Origin of the sequence: Haemophilus parainfluenzae, from assembly GCF_003252755.1 — a bacterium.
In the GTDB taxonomy this organism is placed as follows: domain Bacteria; phylum Pseudomonadota; class Gammaproteobacteria; order Enterobacterales; family Pasteurellaceae; genus Haemophilus_D; species Haemophilus_D parainfluenzae_N.
On sequence record NZ_QEPT01000010.1, the window covers coordinates 18,219 to 37,633 of the forward strand.

Here is a 19,415-nt window from a genome sequence, read left to right on the forward strand (position 1 = left end):
ATTTCCTTGTTATTTTTGAATTCTTGCGACATTAAGTGGTGCAAAGGTTTGTGCAGTAGGCATCACTTCAATGCGATTAATATTGACATGTTCAGGTTGTTGATTGAGCCATAAAACAATATTAGCAATATCTTGTGGGCTGACATATTCTACATTTTCATAGAGTTTTTTAGCTCGGGCATCATCACCTTTAAAGCGGATATTAGAAAATTCAGTTCCACCACAAAGACCGGGTTCAACATTGGACACACGAATTTGTGTACCAGCAAGATCGGCTCGAAGATTTAAACTAAATTGTTTGATAAAAGCTTTAGTGCCACCGTATACATTGCCACCTGGATAAGGATAAGTCCCTGCAATTGAGCCTAAATTAATAATATGACCTGAATTGCGTTCAACCATTTGTGGTAACACAAGACGAGTGATGGTGACGAGTCCTTTAATATTGGTATTAATCATTTGCATCCAATCGTCTAAACTCGCTTTATCTGCACTTTCTAAACCTAATCCTAAACCTGCATTATTCACCAATAAATCAATGGATTGCCAATTAGCGGGAAGGGAATGGAAAGCATCTTCTGTTGCTTGGCGATCTGAAATATCAAAGGCAAGAAAATGGAAGTTCTCATCTAATTCTTGTTGTAATTGTTCTAAACGAGCTACGCGGCGCCCTGTGCCAATTACACGATAACCATTTTCAATAAGTGTGCGACAAATTGCCGCACCAAATCCGGCAGTTGCGCCGGTTACTAACGCTGTTCTTTGCATAATGCTTCCCCTTAGCAATCAGATTAATTTGACAAAATCGTCTTAAAAACTGACCGCACTTTTTCGCTGTCTTTTACGCCTGCGGCAGTTTCTACACCAGAATTGAGATCAACCCCTAGGCAACCTTGCTTAATGGCTTGTTCAATATTGTCAGGCGAAATGCCACCAGCCAAAATAATTTTGTGTTTCAAGTTTTCAGGAATGACTGACCAATTAAAGGTTTTTCCTGTACCGCCTTGTTGGTTTACTGTTTGGCTATCGAAAATATAGCGAGCAATATTTAAATCATCAGTAAAATCAACCGCACTTTGTGTCTCAGTATCGACTGAAATGGCTTTCCAAATTTGAGTTTCCTCGGGCAGTTGGTGACGAAGTGCGGTAATAAATTCAGCGGTTTCTGAACCGTGTAGCTGAACGGCATAAAGCTGCAATTGTTTAGCGATTTTTACAATAAAATCAATTTCTTGATTCTGGAATACGCCCACAAAACGAAGTGGTGATGCTGTCACTAATTCTTGAGCTTGACGTAGGCTCACACAGCGTTTTGAATGTTCGACGAAAATTAAGCCGCCGTATAATGCTCCGTTTGCGTAAACCTCTTTGACATCTTGTGTGCGAGTTAAACCGCATACTTTATTTTCGCCAAAAATCACTTCACGCACAGCATTATTTAAATCTGCACTGCCCATTAGGCTGCTGCCGATTAAAAAGCCATGTGCCACTTTTTGCAAATCACGAATTTGGCTGTGATTATAAATACCCGATTCGCTGATAATACGTGCATCACTAGGAATGCGATCGGCATATTTTTGTGTGAGTTCTACCACGCGGTTTAAATCAACAGTGAGATCGTGAAGATTACGATTGTTAACCCCGATAATTTTTGCACCTAAAGCAAGGGCGCGCTCAAACTCTTCTTCGTTGCTGGTTTCCGTCAATACGCCCATACCGAGAGAATGCGCCAGATCAGACAGTACGCGATAGGTTTCGTCATTTACTACCGAAAGCATCAATAAAATAGCATCAGCTTGATAGTAGCGCGCAAGATAAACCTGATATTTGCTGATCATAAAATCTTTGCACAATACAGGTTGTGAGACAACGTCACGTACTTGTGGCAAATAGTCAAATTTACCTTGAAAGTATTTTTCATCCGTTAGTACAGAAACAGCTGACGCATAATGTTTATACACATTGGCGATTTCGCCTAAATTAAATTCATCACGAATTAATCCTTTAGAAGGGGACGCTTTCTTACATTCCAAAATATAAGCGGGCTTTTGATGCGTACCTTTAGCCAATGCATCATAAAAAGAGCGGTCAGATTTTTGAATGTTTTCTTTAAATTGTGAAAGCGGAAATTCGGCTTCCTTTGCTTTAACCCATTGTGCTTTGTCTAAGACGATTTTTTGCAGCACCGTCGCAGAGTCAATTGGTTTAGTGAAATCTTGCGTGATCATAATCTTTCTTCTTATTGTGGCTTATCAAATCAGCCTTTATCTTAATATTTTGTTAAATGTTGTAATGTCTCAAACGCTTTGCCTGATGCAAGGTGAGCTAACACATTTTGAACATTTTCTTTTAAGTCATCATGACCAAATAATTTCAGCAATAATGCCACATTCGCCGCTACCGCATTAGCATGTTCAGCTTTGCCTTTACCTTGTAAAAGAGCGGTCAGATATTGGGCATTTTCTTGCGGTTCGCCACCACGTAAACTTTCTAAAGATTGTGTTTTTAAACCAAAATCTTCTGGTGTTAAGGTGAAGTAGTCAATTTTGCCGTTTTTAATTTCTGCCACTTGCGTTTCACCATGTACGGCGACTTCATCTAGACCGGCACCATGAACCACAAAAGTATGTTGATGACCTAATGCGACAGCGGTTTCAGCATATGTTTTCACTAATTCAGGGGCATACACGCCAAGCAAATGATAAGTTGGGCGAGCAGGGTTAATTAATGGACCTAAAATATTAAAAAGCGTACGTGTTTTTAATGCCGCACGAACAGGGGCCACATGTTTAAACCCACTGTGATATTGTTGAGCAAATAAGAAACATACGCCAATATCGTCAAGCGCTTGACGCGCTTGTTCTGGCGTGGCATTCACATTTACACCGAGTGCGGTTAATACATCACTGGCACCGGATTTACTTGATACGCTACGATTACCGTGTTTGGCTACTTTGGCACCCATAGAGGCTGCAACAATGGCACTGGCAGTAGAAATATTAATTGTGTTTTGACCATCACCGCCAGTGCCCACAATATCGGCAAAAGGGTAGTCAGGACGAGGGAATGATTTGGCATTTTGCAAAGACGCAGATACCGCACCACTTAATTCATCAATAGTGGCGCCACGTACTTTTAACGCAATCAGCATGGCAGCGATTTGTTCGTTATTCAGTTCGCCTTGCATAATAGCATTAAAAATGACCGCACTTTCTTCTTTATTAAGTGTTTTTCCGCTGTAAAGTTGTTCTAATAATTGAGCCGTTTGCATAATCTCGTCCCTTATACGTAAATATCGTAATCTAAATCGCGCGCTTCATCGCCAGTCATACCACGGAAGCCCCAGCAGTGCGCTGGTTGTTCTTTAATCGTAATTTCAACGTTATGAGATTTAATACCAATTTTGTATTCGAGTTCGCTGAAGAGCATTTTGATTAAACGTTTTTTTGTACCTTCCATACGACCTTGCATGAGGTTAATTTCAATAACGGTATAATCATCGTTACGATCGATAGGATAAAGGAAATCTTCTTTATCTAAACATAAAAAACGAATTGCATGTTTTCCGCGAGGAATGTCTAAACCAAGGTTTAAACAGTTATAAATTACTTCAGCAATATCTTGACGACGAGGTGCAAGCACTTCTTTTAATCCATATACGGTAATCATTTTTCTTCCTTAATCTCTGTTTAATACCCATTCCACAGATTGTTGTAATAATTTGGAACCTTGCACAGTAAGGATGCTTTCTGGGTGGAATTGGAAAGCACAAATTGGCAAGGTTTTATGACGAATTGCCATCACGATCCCATTGTAATCAGCATTGACAATAAATTCGTCAGGCAGGTTTTTACCCATTAAAGAGTGATAACGCGCCACAGGCATTGGGTTGGCAATATCTTTAAACATGGCTTGGTTATCATGTTGAATGCGCGATACTTTACCATGTAATACTTCGCCTGCATGTACAACCTCTCCACCAAAGGCTTGAATAAGCGCTTGATGGCCTAAGCAAATCCCGATAATTGGCACATCATTTTTTAAACGTTCAATAAGTGGGAGCAAGATGCCTGCTTCTGCCGGAGTACCTGGTCCTGGAGAGAGTGCAAGAATCGTATCCGGTGTATTTAATGCCTCTTGTACCACTTGCTCTAAATTGGTGTCATTACGATAAATTTTTACGTTATGCCCAAGCACACGGAATTGATCCACTAAGTTATAAGTGAATGAATCAAAATTATCTAAAAAGAGAATATTAGCCATAATTTATCGTCCTTATTTTGCTTGGGTATTGATTTGTTTGATTGCTTTAAGCACTGCAGCCGCTTTATGGCGAGTTTCATCCGCTTCCATTTGTGGATCAGAATCCAACACTTCACCACAACCCGCTTGAATATGGGCAATGCCATTTTGTACAAAAGCAGAACGAATCACGATACAGGTATCAAAATGACCATCAGAGGTGAGATAGCCGACCGCACCGCCGTAGCTGTGACGTTTTTGCTGTTCAAATTGATAGATTAACTGCATCGCTTTGATTTTAGGCGCACCAGTTAATGTCCCCATATTCATGCAAGCTTGATAAGCATGTAAGGCATCAAGTTCAGGACGAAGTTTACCCACTACGCGAGAAACCAAATGCATGATGTGAGAATAGCGATCCACTTGCATTAATTCGGCGACTTTACGTGTACCACTTTGGCACACGCGAGCAATATCATTACGGGCTAAATCCACTAACATTAAATGTTCGGCTTGCTCTTTATGATCAAGACGTAATTCTAATTCCAAACGCGCATCCAATTCAGGGTCAATATTGCCATGGGCATCAAAACCACGCGGGCGAGAACCTGCAATTGGGTAAATTTCTAATTGACGATTATCCGGTGCATATTTCAACGCACTTTCTGGTGATGCACCGAATAAAATGAAATCCTCATCATTCATGTAGAACATATAAGGGCTTGGATTGTTATGTTTTAATTGTGCATAGCTCGCAAGGGTATTCGGGCAAGCCAATGAAAAACGGCGGGATGGCACGATTTGGAACACATCACCAATATTAATATGATGTTTTAATGCTTTGACAATGCCGATGAATTCAGGATCTTCAAAGTTGGTGTTGACCTCATCACTTGCTGCTTTAATGGAAAATACGCCATCAATATTTTTTAATTTTTGAGTAATAGAAAGTGCCGTTTTCGCGACTTCCACTTGTTCTTCTTGACTAAAACAAAAGCTTTTTAATGTGGCTTGTTGGCTTTGGTGATCGATGGTGATTAAATTTTCTGCCAGATAGAAACTGTAATCAGGGCAGTTAATGCCATCATCTTTTAATGCAACACCTTGCATTGGAATAAAATTTGCCACCAAATCATAAGCAAATAAACCACCTAAAAAGACAGGTGTGCTGCTATGTTGATAATGGTTAGAAATTACACGAAGTCCATCAAAAATGGTTGCAGCTTGTAATTTGCTGTCTTCATCTAATTGATTGTCGAGCGGCGCGAATTGTACAGAAAATTCATTTTCAAAATTAATCGCACTTACGGTACCGAGTTGGCTTAATACAGGATGAATTTCGTTTAATACTTGTTTGCCGTTCGCATTCAGTGCTCTAAAGGTCACCTGATTGCCTAAACAAGTAATTTTAACGGCAGCATTAATTAGAATAAGGCTCTGTAAGCTATTTTTACTGCCAATTTCGGCAGAGTCGAGTAGAAGAGAATTTGAGTTCTGTTGACATAGTGTATTAAAAATTGCGGTGGTGTCGGCATGATAGGGAACCGGTTGAGAGGTCACCGCAATAAAAGGGGTATTTTTCATAATCAATCCTGTATTTTGAACTTTTGCACTATTAAACTAGTGCATAATGCATAAGTCAAGAAAATAATCAAAAAATTGGCGTGATTTTACAATATTTTTTTAATTTTTAACCAAAGATATTAAAAATAGAGGACATTGATTAGAAAAAAGCCATTTCGAGGCATATCTCAAAATGGCTTAATAGAAGAAGTAGCTCCAGTGATTAGAGAGAAGCAACGATCTCATCAATTTTATTTCTTGCTGAACGTTGTGCTTTTTCAATTGCCTCTGCACCTAATCCAATACCTTTTGCATAAGCAAACTGAACATCGGTAATACCAACAAAACCTAAAATGGCTTTTAAGTAATTTGTCACATTGTTGTTTTCATCATACATGCCACCAAAACTTGCTAATACAATCGCTTTTTTACCTTTAAGTAAACCTTCAGGGCCATTTGCGGTGTATTGGAAAGTCACACGAGGACGAGCGATAAAATCAAAATAAGATTTAAGTTGTGTTGGGATGCCTAAGTTATACATAGGTGCACCAATTACAATGATATCCGCAGCCTTTAATTCAGCAACTAATTCATCTGATAGCGCTAAAAGTGCATTTTCTTCCGTTGTTTTAGGCTCGCCACGTACCGCAGTTGCCGCCGTTGCATCAAAATGGGGAAGGGGTTGCGCCGCTAAATCACGTACCACAATGTTGTGGTCTTTTAATTTTTCAATGGTGTAATCGGCTAATTTATTACTTTGAGAGTTATCTGCAAGGATGCTTGATTTTAATACTAATACGTTCATAGAGTTTCCTTTAATTTGTGTTTATCAAAAGTGCGGTCATTTTATCGCAAATTTTGAATAGATAAAGTCGCTATCAGGAAAATCATTATTTACTCATTGGAAAGAATTCAGCGAGATATTAACAAGCGTGGTGGAAAGTGTTAAAATTCTCCGCCGCACTTGGTTTGCTCGATAGTGGGAGTGAATGAAAGTGCGGTTTGTTTTTAATCATTATTGCATGTTGCCTTTCGTATGGGCGACCACTGTATAAGGAAAAATTATGCCTATTATTACTTTGCCGGACGGTTCTAAACGTGAATTTGATCGTCCAGTTTCTGTGTTAGAAGTGGCTCAAAATATCGGAGCCGGTCTTGCCAAAGCAACCATCGCTGGCCGTGTAAACGGCGAACGTCGTGATGCCTGTGACATCATCAATGAAGATGCTAACCTTGAAATTATTACAGCAAAAGATGAAGACGGTTTAGAAATTATTCGTCACTCTTGCGCACACTTGCTAGGTCACGCAATCAAACAATTATTCCCAGATGTCAAAATGGCAATCGGTCCAACGATTGAAAATGGCTTCTATTATGACGTGGATTTAGACCGTTCTTTAACGCAAGAAGACATTGATGCTATCGAAAAACGTATGCTTGAATTGGCGAAAACCAATTATGACGTCATCAAAACTCCGGTAAGCTGGCAAGAAGCAAGAGATACTTTTGAAAAACGCGGCGAGCCATACAAAATGGCTATCTTAGATGAAAATATCGAACGTACCGCAACGCCTGCGCTTTATCATCACGAAGAATACATTGATATGTGTCGTGGGCCACATGTGCCGAATATGCGTTTCTGTCAACACTTCAAATTAATGAAAGTGGCAGGTGCGTACTGGCGTGGTGATAGCAAAAATAAAATGTTACAACGTATCTATGGTACGGCTTGGGCAGATAAAAAACAATTAGCAGAATACTTAACTCGCTTAGAAGAAGCGGCAAAACGTGACCACCGTAAAATTGGTAAAGCGTTAGATTTATATCATATGCAAGAAGAAGCTCCGGGTATGGTGTTTTGGCATAACGATGGTTGGACAATTTTCCGTGAATTGGAAACCTTCGTACGTACTAAGTTAAAAGAATACGATTATCAAGAAGTGAAAGGTCCGTTCATGATGGACCGCGTGTTATGGGAAAAAACAGGTCACTGGCAAAACTACGGCGATTTGATGTTTACTACACAATCAGAAAACCGTGAATATGCGATTAAACCAATGAACTGCCCAGGACACGTTCAAATCTTTAACCAAGGTTTAAAATCTTATCGTGATTTACCAATTCGTATGGCGGAATTCGGTTCTTGCCACCGTAATGAGCCTTCCGGTTCTTTACACGGTTTAATGCGTGTACGTGGCTTCACTCAAGATGATGCACACATTTTCTGTACTGAAGACCAAATTGAAAGTGAAGTAACCAGCTGTATCAAAATGGTTTACGACATTTACAGCACGTTCGGTTTCCAAAATATTCAGGTGAAATTATCTACTCGTCCTGAAAAACGGATCGGTGCTGATGATATGTGGGATCGTGCAGAAGCAGGTCTTGCGGCAGCATTAGCGCATAACGGTCTTGAATATGAAATCCAAGAGGGTGAAGGTGCATTCTATGGTCCGAAAATTGAGTTTGCACTACGTGACTGCTTAGATCGTGAATGGCAATGTGGTACTATTCAATTAGACTTCGCATTACCTGGTCGTTTAAATGCATCTTATGTTGCAGAAGATAATGACCGCCGTACACCAGTTATGATTCACCGTGCGATTTTAGGTTCTATCGAACGTTTCATTGGTATCATCACCGAAGAATATGCAGGTTTCTTCCCTGCATGGTTAGCGCCAGTTCAAGCGATTGTCATGAACATTACAGATAGCCAAGCAGACTACGTTCAAAAAGTGGTGAAACAACTTTCTGATGCCGGATTACGCGTTAAAGCTGATTTACGTAATGAAAAAGTCGGCTTTAAGATCCGCGAACACACCTTACGTCGCGTGCCTTATATGCTTGTTTGCGGTGATAAAGAAATCGCAGAAGGCAAAGTGGCTGTACGTACCCGTAAAGGTGCAGATTTAGGTACTTTCACGATTGAAGAGTTTGCTGAAATCTTAAAATCCCAAGTAAGACAACGTGAGTTGAAATTGTTGGGTGAAGAGTAATTAATCTATAAAATCGGTACACTAAAAAGTGTGCCGATTTTTTTATATTTTATAAGATTGCGAGTAGTAATTTTTATCATAGGATTGGTAATTAGAGATGACAGTAATTTCCATAGATGATATTCGAAAAATTGATGATCAATTAATTTCTCAAAATGTTTTAATTCATCAGAGACCTTTCCAGACCACATTAGAGTGGATGCGTTTAAATAAGATTCAAGGAGATATATCCAGTTTCTATAAACAAGTGGAAGATATATATCAGAAACTTTATCCTCGACAAAAATTTAGTATTCCTAATTTGTTAATTGGTGGTATTGCTTTTAGAGATCAAATATATATAACTAGAATACCGGTTATCTATGGAATGACAGGGATTAACCTATTTGATTTTGTTGATATTGATCCTTCTGAGTTAGCATTAATGCATAATGTCTATTTTGAACAATATAAAAAAGCGATATATTCCATTTGCGATTTATATGATATAGCCTTTGGCATAGATGATATTCTTAAAGAAAAAGAATCTAATGAAATCCTGGTGTATTGGTTAGAAATGATTTTGTCTTCAACTATGTCTGCAGCATTTGCTTTATCGGAGAATATTAATCTTGCTAATGCAATTCAATCATCACTACTTTCGGTAGAGTTAGCTGCTAAATCTAGTTTAATGTACTTAGGTTGTGATGCTAACTATATAAAATCCTTAGGGCATTGTAGGAAGATGATTAAAGAAAATCTAATTTCCTACAAGATAATAGATGAAAATGATGATTTTTTTGAAATATATTATTCATTACCTAAATATGTCGATTCAAGATATAAGCCTCAGAATCTTAGTAAACAAGAATTGGTAAATATAGCAATTAAATCACAATTTTTAGTATCCGAAATCATTAGAAAAATTAGTAAGAGAAATCTAGCAGAGTCCATACAGTTAGAACGAGAGTTTATTAGACCTTCTTTAAAATAAACGTAAAAGTCTATTAACAAACTCAAATTCATTTTTCTTCTATATAATAGCCTTATCACAAGGAGGCGAATATGGCAGCTCAAACTCAACAATTAACACCAGAATTAACTTTAGAATATATCAATGAAATTCCTGTTTTAATCTTAAATCACCCAGTAGGATCGGCTCGAATTGCATTACAAGGGGCGCAATTATTAAATTGGCAACCTAAAGGGGCAGAGCAGGATATCTTTTGGTTAAGTGATATCGAACCTTTTACGAAAGGTGTCGCTATTCGAGGCGGTGTACCACTTTGTTACCCTTGGTTTGGAGGTGTTAAACAGCCTTCACACGGTACAGCGCGTTTACGTTTGTGGCAATTAAGTGATTATGATCTCCAAGCGAATAAAGTGCGGTTAGAATTTTCGCTCTTTTCTGAATATGGTGTGATTGAAGCCAAAATGAAAATGGAATTTACCGATAAATGCACAATGACTTTAACGCATTTAGGGCAAGAACCAGCTCAAGCGGCATTACACAGTTATTTTAATATTGGTGATATTTCACAAATTGAAGTCCAAAATTTACCAAGTCGTTGTTATGACTCATTACAAGGTAAACATACTGATGTTCCTTCAACACGCAGAATAGAACAAGGTGTGGATTGTATTTATACGTTAGAGAAAGATAAAACATTGTTGGTGGATAAAGTGTTTAATCGACATATTCAAATTACACACCATCATGCAGATTCAATTGTGCTATGGAATCCTTGGGAAAAAACACCAAGTGCGATGCAACCAGAAGGGTATAGAACAATGGTATGTATTGAAACCGCAAGATTAGAAAAACTACTTCAATTTGGAGAGAGTATTTCAGCTGAAATAACTGCTTTACCCGCTGATATTTAAAGGAATAGAAATCCTTGTTGCATAAACGTGGCAAATACTATAAAATTTTGCCCGTTTTTTGTTTGTTTTTATAGCAAATGATTGAAGAAATCTTCTGTTTTAAATGCAGTGGGTTTTATCTTAAATAAATAGAAGGAATAACATTATCAAAACCGTAAAAAAAGCTCCGGCAGCTAACCGCCCGAATCGCATTAACGATGAAATTCGAGTAAAAGAAGTTCGTTTGATTGACCAAGATGGTGAACAAGCGGGGATTGTATCAATCCAACAGGCCTTAGATATGGCAGAACAAGCAGCGCTTGATTTAGTTGAGATCAGTCCGAATGCCGAACCACCGGTTTGTCGTATTATGAACTACGGCAAGTTCCTCTATGAAAAGAGCAAAACCGCAAAAGAACAGAAGAAAAAACAAAAAGTCGTACAAGTGAAGGAAATTAAATTCCGTCCAGGTACTGACGAAGGTGACTACCAAGTTAAATTACGTAGCTTAATCCGTTTCTTAGAAGATGGCGATAAAGCGAAAATTACTGTACGTTTCCGTGGTCGTGAAATGGCTCACCAAGATATCGGTTTAGACGTATTAGAACGCGTTAAAAACGATTTGGCTGACATTTCAGTAGTGGAATCTGCACCGGGTAAATTAGAAGGTCGCCAAGCGGTAATGGTGTTAGCACCTAAGAAAAAATAATTTTTTATTTAGATCTAATCTAGATAATCGAATTTTCACTTCGGTGAGAATACAACTGCATATTGGGCAAACTACGCAGCCTAATTGCTTTTGGAGAAGGGCAATTCAATTTGCCATATTGGAATAATTAGTGCCTACAAGTAATCTTCGGATTCGCCTAATTATGTGTTTAACTTAAAATGCGGAGTTTTTTAACAATGCCTAAAATTAAAACAGTACGTGGTGCTGCTAAGCGTTTCAAAAAAACAGCTTCAGGCGGTTTCAAACGTAAACAATCTCACTTACGTCATATTTTGACTAAAAAGACAACTAAACGTAAACGTCATTTACGTCATAAATCAATGGTTGCGAAAGCAGACCAAGTTTTAGTAGTAGCTTGCTTACCATACGCATAAGCCGTTATTTAAGCAAAACGTACGATTAGTTAAATTAGTTAAAAATATTACATAGGAGATTAAATAATGGCTCGTGTAAAACGTGGTGTTATTGCAAGAGCACGCCATAAGAAAGTTCTTAAGGCTGCTAAAGGTTATTATGGTGCACGTTCACGCGTGTATCGCGTTGCTTTCCAAGCGGTGATCAAAGCTGGTCAATACGCATATCGTGACCGTCGTCAACGTAAACGTCAATTCCGTCAATTATGGATTGCACGTATCAACGCTGCGGCTCGTCAAAATGGTTTATCTTACAGCAAATTCATCAACGGCTTGAAAAAAGCGTCTGTTGAAATCGACCGTAAGATCCTTGCTGATATCGCTGTATTCGACAAAGTGGCGTTCGCTGCATTAGTTGAAAAAGCAAAATCTGCACTTTAATTTTTTAAAGTTTAGATTCAAAAATTAGGACGCTGAAAAGCGTCCTTTTTTATTACCTCCAAAAAAGAAAAAACCGCTACTCAAAACTTGAATAGCGGGGAGGTCTTAATTATAAGAAACTTCAAAAAGATAACTGCAATATGCAGTGCACTAGCAATGTATCAGACTGTGTATTTTTGAAATAGTTCGATATTTTTGAAAAAATTTTTTAAAATATCAAAATTAAACCAAAATGAACGAATTTAGCCCTTTATAAAGGCGATAATTTGCTCTTCAATCCCTTTTTCATCTAATTTAATTTCAGCAAGTGCTTCTTGTTGTGTACCTTGCGGAATAAAGATATCAGGTAAACCAAGTTGTAAAAGTGCGGTTGTTTTTCCATGAGAATTTAGCACTTCTGAAACAGCAGAACCTGCGCCACCTTGAATCGCATTTTCTTCCAATGTCACAATGACGTCATGGGTATCTGCCATTTCTAGAATACGAGCTTCATCAATTGGTTTTACAAAGCGCATATCGACAACAGTTGCATTGAGTTTTTCTGCCACAGATAAAGCGGCAGGTAAGAGTGTGCCAAAATTCAGAATCGCGATTTTTTCACCTTGACGAACCATTTTTGAACGACCAATTTCTAATTCAGCAAGTGGGGTTAATTCTACGCCGATTGCATTTCCACGCGGATAACGTACCGCAGCAGGTTTACCACATTTATAACCCGTATAAAGCATTTGGCGGCATTCATTTTCATCACTTGGTGTCATAATGATTATATTCGGAATGCAGCGCATAAAACTTAAATCAAACGCACCTTGGTGAGTCTGACCATCCGCTCCTACAATACCAGCTCGGTCTATGGCAAAGAGAACAGGTAAGTTTTGAATGGCGACATCATGAATAAGTTGATCGTAAGCACGTTGTAAGAAGGTAGAATAAATTGCTACAACAGGTTTATAACCACCGATTGCAAGGCCCGCAGCAAAAGTGACAGCATGTTGCTCAGCGATGGCAACATCAAAATATTGTTGCGGGAATCGTTCTGAAAATTCAACCATGCCGGAACCTTCACGCATTGCAGGTGTGATGCCCACTAATTTATCGTCTTGTTCTGCCATTTCACATAACCAATCACCAAAGATTTTTGAATAGGTTGGTTTGGCATTTGATTTCGGGAGTTGACCGCTTGTTGGGTCAAATTTTGGCACACCATGGAAACCAATAGGGTCTTTTTCTGCAGGCTCGTAACCTTTCCCTTTTTTGGTTTTGATGTGTAAGAATTGTGGGCCTTTAAGATCGCGCATATTGCTTAAGGTAGCAATTAATTCATCAATATTATGCCCATCAATTGGTCCAATATAGTTAAAACCGAGCTCTTCAAAAAGCGTACTTTCTGGAGAGAACATTACACCTTTCATGTGCTCTTCAGTTTTCTTCATAAAGTTTTTAACAGTAGGAACCTTATCTAAAATTTTCTTACTGCCGTCACGAACTGTTGAATATAATGAGCCCGAGAAAATACGGGCTAGGTGATTATTTAATGCCCCCACATTTTCAGAAATAGACATTTCATTGTCATTTAAAATAACCAACATGTCAGTATGCAAAGAACCTGCGTGGTTTAAAGCTTCAAACGCCATACCTGCAGTAATTGCACCGTCACCAATCACACAAACGGTTTTACGACCCGCATTTTCACGTTCTGCCGCCACAGCAATACCCAGTCCGGCACTGATTGAAGTGGAAGAGTGCCCAACACTTAATACATCAAACTCACTTTCTTCACGCCAAGGGAAAGGATGAATACCGCCTTTTTGGCGAATGGTAGACATTTGATCACGACGACCCGTCAAAATTTTGTGTGGGTAAGCTTGATGTCCCACATCCCAAATTAATTGATCAAAAGGAGTTTTAAAAATGTAGTGTAGCGCAACAGTCAATTCAACAGTACCAAGACCAGATGCCAAATGGCCACTAGTTTGACTAACGGATTCCAACAGATAACTTCGCAATTCCTGACAAAGTTGCGGAAGCTGATCTTTATTTAAAAGACGCAAATCTTCCGGCGAATTAATTAAGGATAAAAGAGGATAATTGTTCATATATTCCTTAGTCCTAAAATTTAAAAAAGTGACCGCACTTTGATAAATTAAAAATAAGTGCTGTCACCATTAACTTTTACGATTGACAATAAATTCAGCTAATGCACGCAGTGCTGTGGTATCAAAAGGTAAATTGTCTAATTGGTGTAAGGCAATTTGATAGAGTTCTTGCGCTTTTTGTTTTGCGCCATCTAATCCTAATAGTTTTGGATAAGTGCTTTTATCTAAATCTAAATCAGAACCTACCGGTTTACCGATTTCCGCACTGTCGCCTTCAATATCTAAAATGTCATCCTGTACTTGGAAAGCTAAACCAATAGTTTGTGAATAACGTTCCAGTTGTTGCTCTAATTTCTTGTTTTCAAAGTGAGGAGAACAGATAAAACCCAGTTTTAATGCCGCCGTTAGCAATGCACCAGTTTTATTGCGATGGATAAGTTCTAATTCAGCTAAATTAACTTGTTTATGCTCAGAAATTAAATCTAAGCTTTGCCCTAAACACATGCCTTGTACGCCAGATGCTTGAGCCAATACTTTCACTAATTGCAATTTTTGTTCTGTAGAAAGAGAAGGGGCTTCAGTAAGAATTTCAAAGGCAAATGTTTGTAACGCATCGCCAGCTAAAATGGCCGTCGCTTCATCAAAAGCAATATGACAAGTTGGTTGACCACGACGAAGTTCATCATTGTCCATGGCAGGCAAATCATCATGAATTAAAGAATAAGCGTGAATAGACTCAATGGCTGCTGCCGCGTAATCTAAAGCAGTCGTTTCTGCCCCCAGCATTTTACCTGTTGCATAGACAAGGAAAGGGCGAACGCGTTTGCCGCCTAGTAATAAACCATATTTCATGGCATCACGTAAAGGGGCATTATAAGAGTCAATTTCTTCAAATTGATTGGCTAAAAACTGATTAATACGATCTTGAACTTGTTTGAGTTCAGTGCCGAATTGATAACTCATGGATTACTCGTCCCCTTGATAATCACTTAATGGGGCGGTTTCGCTTTTTTGTAACAAAATTTGAATACGTTGTTCTGCTTGTTGCAAGCGCTCTTGACCAAGTTGAGCCAATTTAATGCCGTTCTCAAATTCTTTCAGCGCATCTTCCAATGGTAATTCACCGCTTTCAAGTTTTGCCACAATTGTTTCTAATTGTGCAAGTGTTGTTTCAAAATCAGGTTCAGCATTTGCTGGTTTACGCGCCATTAAATTATCCTTTTCAGATGAATAAATTGCTCCGTATTGTACTTGATTTTTATAGGGATGTTAAAAACTTATTTCAAAGTGCGGTCAGTTTTTCGTGAGAATTTGAACTTTGTGGGATCTGGAATTTAGCGTACAATACGGCCATTTTTTATTATTCACAGATTATTATGAAATTTATCGTTAAACTTTTTCCTGAAATTATGATTAAAAGCGAAACCGTGCGTAAGCGTTTCGCGAAAATTTTGACCTCAAATATCCGCAATATTTTACAGAAATATGATGAAGAAACGGCGGTTGTTCGTCATTGGGATTACATTGAAGTGCGCTCAAAAAATGAAGGCAATCGTGAAGAGTTGATTGCGCTTTTACAACGCATTCCAGGGATTCATCATTTTTTAGAAGTGGAAGAAAAACCGTTTACCGATTTACATCATATCTTTGAATTGACGTTAGCGGATGTCGCAGCTCAACTTGAAAACAAAACCTTTTGCGTGCGTGTAAAACGTAAAGGGAAACATGATTTCAGTTCCATTGAAGCTGAACGTTACATCGGTGGTGGTTTAAATCAGCATATTGAAAGCGCAAAAGTACGCTTAAAAAATCCTGATGTGACTGTTCGTATTGATATTGAAGATGACAAAATGATGCTGGTAAAAGCTCGTCATGTTGGTCTTGGTGGTTATCCAATTGGGACGCAAGAAGATGTGCTTTCATTGATTTCAGGTGGCTTTGACTCAGGCGTATCCAGTTATATGCTTATTCGCCGTGGTTCACGTGTGCATTATTGTTTCTTCAATTTGGGCGGCGCAGCCCATGAAATTGGCGTGAAACAAATGGCTTACCATATTTGGAATCGCTATAGCTCATCTCATAAAGTTCGCTTTATTGCCATTCCTTTTGAAGGCGTAGTGGGCGAGATTTTAGAGAAAGTTGATAACGGCCAAATGGGCGTCGTGTTAAAACGAATGATGGTGCGAGCTGCAAGTAAAGTTGCACAACGTTTTGATATTCAAGCCATTGTTACCGGCGAAGCACTCGGACAAGTTTCGAGCCAAACTTTAACCAATTTACGTTTAATTGATGAAGCATCTGATGCGTTAGTATTACGTCCACTTATTACCCATGATAAAGAACAAATTATCGCGATGGCGAAAGAGATTGGCACAGATGATATTGCCAAATCGATGCCTGAATTCTGTGGGGTAATTTCTAAAAATCCAACGATTAAAGCGGTACGTGAAAAAATTCTTGAAGAAGAAAATCACTTTGATTTTGGCGTGTTGGAAAGTGCGGTTGAAAATGCACAATATTTAGATATCCGCCAAATTGCAGAAGAAACAGAAAAAGAAGTAGTGGAAGTAGATACCATTTCAGTGCTTGGTGAAAACGATATTATTTTAGATATTCGTAGCCCTGAAGAGACAGATGAAAATCCATTTGAATCAGACGAGCATCAAGTAATGCAGTTGCCGTTTTACAAATTATCTTCGCAATTCGGTTCATTAGATCAAAGTAAAAACTATGTGCTTTACTGTGAAAGAGGCGTGATGAGTAAACTGCAAGCACTTTATTTAAAAGAAAATGGTTTCACGAATGTGAGAGTTTTTGGGAAAAAATAAGCAAAAAATGACCGCACTTTAACGTGCGGTTTTTTTATTCGTAATCTAATTCACCCACTAATTCATCGATAGCTTGGGCAAGTAATGTCCGATCATGACGATAGCTGATATCATCTGCATTCAAGCGTTTAGCTAAGATTTTAACGGAAGAAATGGCAGACAAATCGACTGCACTTTGTTCACGATAAGGGGTTATAGCACCATCAATAACGGATTCACCGACGATTTCATTAATTTTCTGAATACGATCGGCTAGTGAAAGCTGAGAGGCTGCACCAATTTCTGTCCCTAAATTATCAATAAAAATCACTTTCGCTTTGCTATTACGCAGGGCAGTAGCTAATTCAGGTAGCAATAGCGGGGGCATAATACTCGTCATGAAACTTCCAGGTCCAAGTAAAATGACTTCCGCTTGCTCCAATGCTTGGATGGCTTCTTGTGCGGCTTTAACCATAGGTACTAAGAAAAGTGATTGGGGTAATTCTGTTAAATTATCAATGCTCACTTCACCGACAATACTGGAGCCTGAACCTAAACTTGCGGCAAGATGAACAGGTTCTTCTGACATGGGAATAATGTGAGATTTTACTTTGAGTAGTTCACGAATTAAGTTAATGGCTTCAATAGGGCGAATATGCATATCCTCTAAGGCTTTGAGCATTAAATTACCTAAATTATGCCCAGAAAGTTCACCTTCACCAGTAAAGCGGTATTCAAATAATGCAGATGCCGTGCTTGGCTCAATGATGATTTGATTTAAGCAATTACGTAGATCGCCCCATGCAATACCACCTTGTTCTTGGCGAATTCGACCCGTTGAACCGCCGTTATCTGTGGTGGTGACTATACCGGTTAAACGCTCTTTCATAAAACTAAGCGCCGATAATACACGCCCTAATCCATGGCCACCACCAATGGCAACAATATGTTTGATTTCGTCTAAATGTTCATGACGGCTGTGACGAGATAAATCAGACATTTTTCTTCCTTTTTTACCTATAAATAATTATAAAAAATAATGTTATATATTTTTTTATATAAGTTAATGCTGTTATTTTTATCAATATAGTCGGGTTATTCTACCAAATTATTGCTATTAACCGCTTGCTTTTATTACAATACCAACACAATTTATTTTTAACGCATAACTCCGAGCTTGTTTAGCCTAAGTTTCACAAGAAATATGGTGGCAAGCCAATAACGCGGTACGTTATTCAGGGATACGCTGGAAACGGTTTATCCTCTCCATATTTAGAAAGGTGTAAAATGCAATCCATTCCTATCAAGAACGTAGGAGAGTCTCGCTTAGTCGATCCTTTCCAACGCCAATATTACTATCTACGACTGTCGATTACCGATCAGTGTAATTTTCGTTGTACCTATTGTTTACCTGATGGTTATCAACCCGAAGCTAACAAACCAAGTTTCTTAACCTTAAAAGAAATTACCCATCTTGCTCAAGCGTTTGCTGAAATGGGCACAGAGAAAATCCGTTTAACGGGTGGCGAACCGACTTTACGCAAAGATTTTATTTCTATTGCTGAAAGTATTGCTAACATTGATGGCATTCGTCAATTAGCCGTTACGACAAATGGCTATCGCATGGCAAAAGATGTGGCTGATTGGAAGAAAGCAGGGATTACGTCTATTAACGTCAGTGTTGATAGCTTAGATCCAAAAATGTTCCATCAAATTACGGGTATCAATAAATTTGATGACGTGATGCGTGGTATCGATCGTGCATTTGAAGTGGGCTACAACAAAGTTAAAGTCAATTCAGTTTTAATGAAAAATTTGAATGACAAAGAGTTTGAGCAATTTCTTGTTTGGGTGAAAGATCGCCCAATTCAAATGCGCTTTATCGAACTCATGCAAACGGGCGAAATGGATAGTTTCTTTGATAAATTCCATCTTTCAGGACAAGTATTAGCGGATAAATTGCTGCAAAACGGTTGGCAATTACAACACAAATCCCATACTGATGGTCCAGCTAAAGTATTTACGCATCCTGATTATGCAGGCGAAATTGGCTTAATTATGCCTTATGAGAAGAATTTCTGCGCAAGCTGTAATCGTCTTAGAGTATCAGCGAAGGGCAAACTTCATCTCTGTCTATTCGGCGAAGAAGGCATTGAATTACGTGATTTATTGCAATCCCATGAACAGCAAGATATTTTGCAAGCACGTATTTTTTCTGCATTGCAAGGCAAACGTGAACATCATTATTTGCATATCGGTGATAGTGGCGTAAGAAATCATTTAGCTTCTATCGGTGGCTAAAAGAAAATAGGTGAATTTTATTGTTCACTTATTTTGCTTTCGTC

19 protein-coding genes and 1 riboswitch are annotated in these 19,415 nt (G+C 38.5%); of the genes, 8 read left to right on the forward strand and 11 right to left on the reverse strand.

Going from position 1 to position 19,415, the window contains the following annotated elements; genetic code table 11:
- Positions 1-9: 9 nt before the first annotated feature.
- From DPV95_RS09765 to DPV95_RS09795, 7 genes are all read right to left on the reverse strand, one after another.
- Positions 10-768 carry an SDR family oxidoreductase gene (locus DPV95_RS09765; protein WP_111407013.1) on the reverse strand — a complete coding sequence of 253 codons (759 nt, stop codon included), beginning with the start codon at positions 766-768 and terminating at the stop codon, positions 10-12.
- A 23-nt stretch (positions 769-791) separates the two neighbouring features.
- Complete coding sequence (gene trpCF, locus DPV95_RS09770) at positions 792-2,228, reverse strand: bifunctional indole-3-glycerol-phosphate synthase TrpC/phosphoribosylanthranilate isomerase TrpF (protein WP_165818940.1); 1,437 nt, start codon at positions 2,226-2,228, stop codon at positions 792-794.
- A gap of 41 nt (positions 2,229-2,269) precedes the next feature.
- Positions 2,270-3,271 carry an anthranilate phosphoribosyltransferase gene (gene trpD, locus DPV95_RS09775; protein ID WP_111407015.1) on the reverse strand — a complete coding sequence of 334 codons (1,002 nt, stop codon included), beginning with the start codon at positions 3,269-3,271 and terminating at the stop codon, positions 2,270-2,272.
- A gap of 11 nt (positions 3,272-3,282) precedes the next feature.
- Entirely contained in the window at positions 3,283-3,669 is a 387-nt protein-coding gene (locus DPV95_RS09780) for a tautomerase family protein (RefSeq protein ID WP_005629316.1), read from the reverse strand.
- 9 nt (positions 3,670-3,678) lie between these two features.
- Positions 3,679-4,263 carry an aminodeoxychorismate/anthranilate synthase component II gene (locus DPV95_RS09785; protein ID WP_111407016.1) on the reverse strand — a complete coding sequence of 195 codons (585 nt, stop codon included), beginning with the start codon at positions 4,261-4,263 and terminating at the stop codon, positions 3,679-3,681.
- A gap of 12 nt (positions 4,264-4,275) precedes the next feature.
- Positions 4,276-5,826 (reverse strand): anthranilate synthase component I, encoded by a 1,551-nt coding sequence (trpE, locus tag DPV95_RS09790; protein ID WP_111407017.1) that lies wholly within the window; start codon positions 5,824-5,826, stop codon positions 4,276-4,278.
- 202 nt (positions 5,827-6,028) lie between these two features.
- On the reverse strand, positions 6,029-6,610 hold the full coding sequence (locus tag DPV95_RS09795) for an FMN-dependent NADH-azoreductase (RefSeq protein ID WP_111407018.1): 582 nt from the start codon (positions 6,608-6,610) through the stop codon (positions 6,029-6,031).
- A 259-nt stretch (positions 6,611-6,869) separates the two neighbouring features.
- On the opposite strand from DPV95_RS09795, the gene thrS reads away from it, so the two are divergent.
- From thrS to rplT, 6 genes are all read left to right on the forward strand, one after another.
- The gene (gene thrS, locus DPV95_RS09800; RefSeq protein WP_049366599.1) at positions 6,870-8,801 is read left to right on the forward strand and encodes a threonine--tRNA ligase; all 1,932 of its coding nucleotides are present in this window, start codon (positions 6,870-6,872) and stop codon (positions 8,799-8,801) included.
- 97 nt (positions 8,802-8,898) lie between these two features.
- Positions 8,899-9,774 (forward strand): hypothetical protein, encoded by an 876-nt coding sequence (locus DPV95_RS09805; RefSeq protein WP_049366598.1) that lies wholly within the window; start codon positions 8,899-8,901, stop codon positions 9,772-9,774.
- Positions 9,775-9,845: 71 nt separating this feature from the next.
- Positions 9,846-10,664, forward strand: coding sequence for a D-hexose-6-phosphate mutarotase (locus tag DPV95_RS09810; protein ID WP_049366597.1), 819 nt, complete (start codon positions 9,846-9,848; stop codon positions 10,662-10,664).
- 145 nt (positions 10,665-10,809) lie between these two features.
- A complete protein-coding gene (infC, locus tag DPV95_RS09815; RefSeq protein ID WP_080351268.1) occupies positions 10,810-11,352 on the forward strand; it encodes a translation initiation factor IF-3 in 543 nt (180 codons plus the stop codon).
- Between the two features lie 197 nt (positions 11,353-11,549).
- Positions 11,550-11,747 (forward strand): 50S ribosomal protein L35, encoded by a 198-nt coding sequence (gene rpmI / locus DPV95_RS09820; RefSeq protein ID WP_005596065.1) that lies wholly within the window; start codon positions 11,550-11,552, stop codon positions 11,745-11,747.
- 66 nt (positions 11,748-11,813) lie between these two features.
- Positions 11,814-12,167 carry a 50S ribosomal protein L20 gene (gene rplT, locus DPV95_RS09825; RefSeq protein ID WP_005596075.1) on the forward strand — a complete coding sequence of 118 codons (354 nt, stop codon included), beginning with the start codon at positions 11,814-11,816 and terminating at the stop codon, positions 12,165-12,167.
- 242 nt (positions 12,168-12,409) lie between these two features.
- On the opposite strand, the gene dxs is transcribed toward rplT, so the two are convergent.
- From dxs to xseB, 3 genes are all read right to left on the reverse strand, one after another.
- On the reverse strand, positions 12,410-14,263 hold the full coding sequence (dxs, locus tag DPV95_RS09830; protein ID WP_049366596.1) for a 1-deoxy-D-xylulose-5-phosphate synthase: 1,854 nt from the start codon (positions 14,261-14,263) through the stop codon (positions 12,410-12,412).
- A 69-nt stretch (positions 14,264-14,332) separates the two neighbouring features.
- The gene (gene ispA / locus DPV95_RS09835; protein ID WP_049366595.1) at positions 14,333-15,226 is read right to left on the reverse strand and encodes a (2E,6E)-farnesyl diphosphate synthase; all 894 of its coding nucleotides are present in this window, start codon (positions 15,224-15,226) and stop codon (positions 14,333-14,335) included.
- Between the two features lie 3 nt (positions 15,227-15,229).
- A complete protein-coding gene (xseB, locus tag DPV95_RS09840) occupies positions 15,230-15,472 on the reverse strand; it encodes an exodeoxyribonuclease VII small subunit (RefSeq protein ID WP_049355728.1) in 243 nt (80 codons plus the stop codon).
- A gap of 167 nt (positions 15,473-15,639) precedes the next feature.
- Between xseB and thiI the strand changes: the two genes are divergently transcribed.
- Complete coding sequence (thiI, locus tag DPV95_RS09845; protein ID WP_049366594.1) at positions 15,640-17,091, forward strand: tRNA uracil 4-sulfurtransferase ThiI; 1,452 nt, start codon at positions 15,640-15,642, stop codon at positions 17,089-17,091.
- A gap of 34 nt (positions 17,092-17,125) precedes the next feature.
- Here thiI and DPV95_RS09850 read toward each other — a convergent pair whose 3' ends face one another.
- Positions 17,126-18,070, reverse strand: a complete 945-nt coding sequence (locus tag DPV95_RS09850) for a gluconeogenesis factor YvcK family protein (protein WP_111407019.1) — start codon at positions 18,068-18,070, stop codon at positions 17,126-17,128.
- Between the two features lie 157 nt (positions 18,071-18,227).
- Positions 18,228-18,369: riboswitch (molybdenum cofactor riboswitch) on the forward strand.
- On the opposite strand from DPV95_RS09850, the gene moaA reads away from it, so the two are divergent.
- Positions 18,358-19,371: a GTP 3',8-cyclase MoaA gene (gene moaA / locus DPV95_RS09855; protein ID WP_049355725.1), complete on the forward strand. Its 1,014-nt coding sequence runs from the start codon at positions 18,358-18,360 to the stop codon at positions 19,369-19,371. (Overlaps the previous riboswitch by 12 nt.)
- Positions 19,372-19,415: the final 44 nt, after the last annotated feature.

Bases quoted from the DNA above. Each gene is read 5' to 3' on its own strand.
- DPV95_RS09810 (WP_049366597.1), top strand. From the start codon at position 9,846: ATGGCAGCTCAAACTCAACAATTAACACCAGAATTAACTTTAGAATAT.
- thiI (WP_049366594.1), top strand. From the start codon at position 15,640: ATGAAATTTATCGTTAAACTTTTTCCTGAAATTATGATTAAAAGCGAA.
- DPV95_RS09850 (WP_111407019.1), bottom strand. From the start codon at position 18,070: ATGTCTGATTTATCTCGTCACAGCCGTCATGAACATTTAGACGAAATC.
- ispA (WP_049366595.1), bottom strand. From the start codon at position 15,226: ATGAGTTATCAATTCGGCACTGAACTCAAACAAGTTCAAGATCGTATT.
- DPV95_RS09765 (WP_111407013.1), bottom strand. From the start codon at position 768: ATGCAAAGAACAGCGTTAGTAACCGGCGCAACTGCCGGATTTGGTGCG.
- trpCF (WP_165818940.1), bottom strand. From the start codon at position 2,228: ATGATCACGCAAGATTTCACTAAACCAATTGACTCTGCGACGGTGCTG.
- DPV95_RS09805 (WP_049366598.1), top strand. From the start codon at position 8,899: ATGACAGTAATTTCCATAGATGATATTCGAAAAATTGATGATCAATTA.
- trpE (WP_111407017.1), bottom strand. From the start codon at position 5,826: ATGAAAAATACCCCTTTTATTGCGGTGACCTCTCAACCGGTTCCCTAT.
- DPV95_RS09785 (WP_111407016.1), bottom strand. From the start codon at position 4,263: ATGGCTAATATTCTCTTTTTAGATAATTTTGATTCATTCACTTATAAC.
- DPV95_RS09795 (WP_111407018.1), bottom strand. From the start codon at position 6,610: ATGAACGTATTAGTATTAAAATCAAGCATCCTTGCAGATAACTCTCAA.
- moaA (WP_049355725.1), top strand. From the start codon at position 18,358: ATGCAATCCATTCCTATCAAGAACGTAGGAGAGTCTCGCTTAGTCGAT.
- rplT (WP_005596075.1), top strand. From the start codon at position 11,814: ATGGCTCGTGTAAAACGTGGTGTTATTGCAAGAGCACGCCATAAGAAA.
- DPV95_RS09780 (WP_005629316.1), bottom strand. From the start codon at position 3,669: ATGATTACCGTATATGGATTAAAAGAAGTGCTTGCACCTCGTCGTCAA.
- trpD (WP_111407015.1), bottom strand. From the start codon at position 3,271: ATGCAAACGGCTCAATTATTAGAACAACTTTACAGCGGAAAAACACTT.
- dxs (WP_049366596.1), bottom strand. From the start codon at position 14,263: ATGAACAATTATCCTCTTTTATCCTTAATTAATTCGCCGGAAGATTTG.
- xseB (WP_049355728.1), bottom strand. From the start codon at position 15,472: ATGGCGCGTAAACCAGCAAATGCTGAACCTGATTTTGAAACAACACTT.
- thrS (WP_049366599.1), top strand. From the start codon at position 6,870: ATGCCTATTATTACTTTGCCGGACGGTTCTAAACGTGAATTTGATCGT.
- rpmI (WP_005596065.1), top strand. From the start codon at position 11,550: ATGCCTAAAATTAAAACAGTACGTGGTGCTGCTAAGCGTTTCAAAAAA.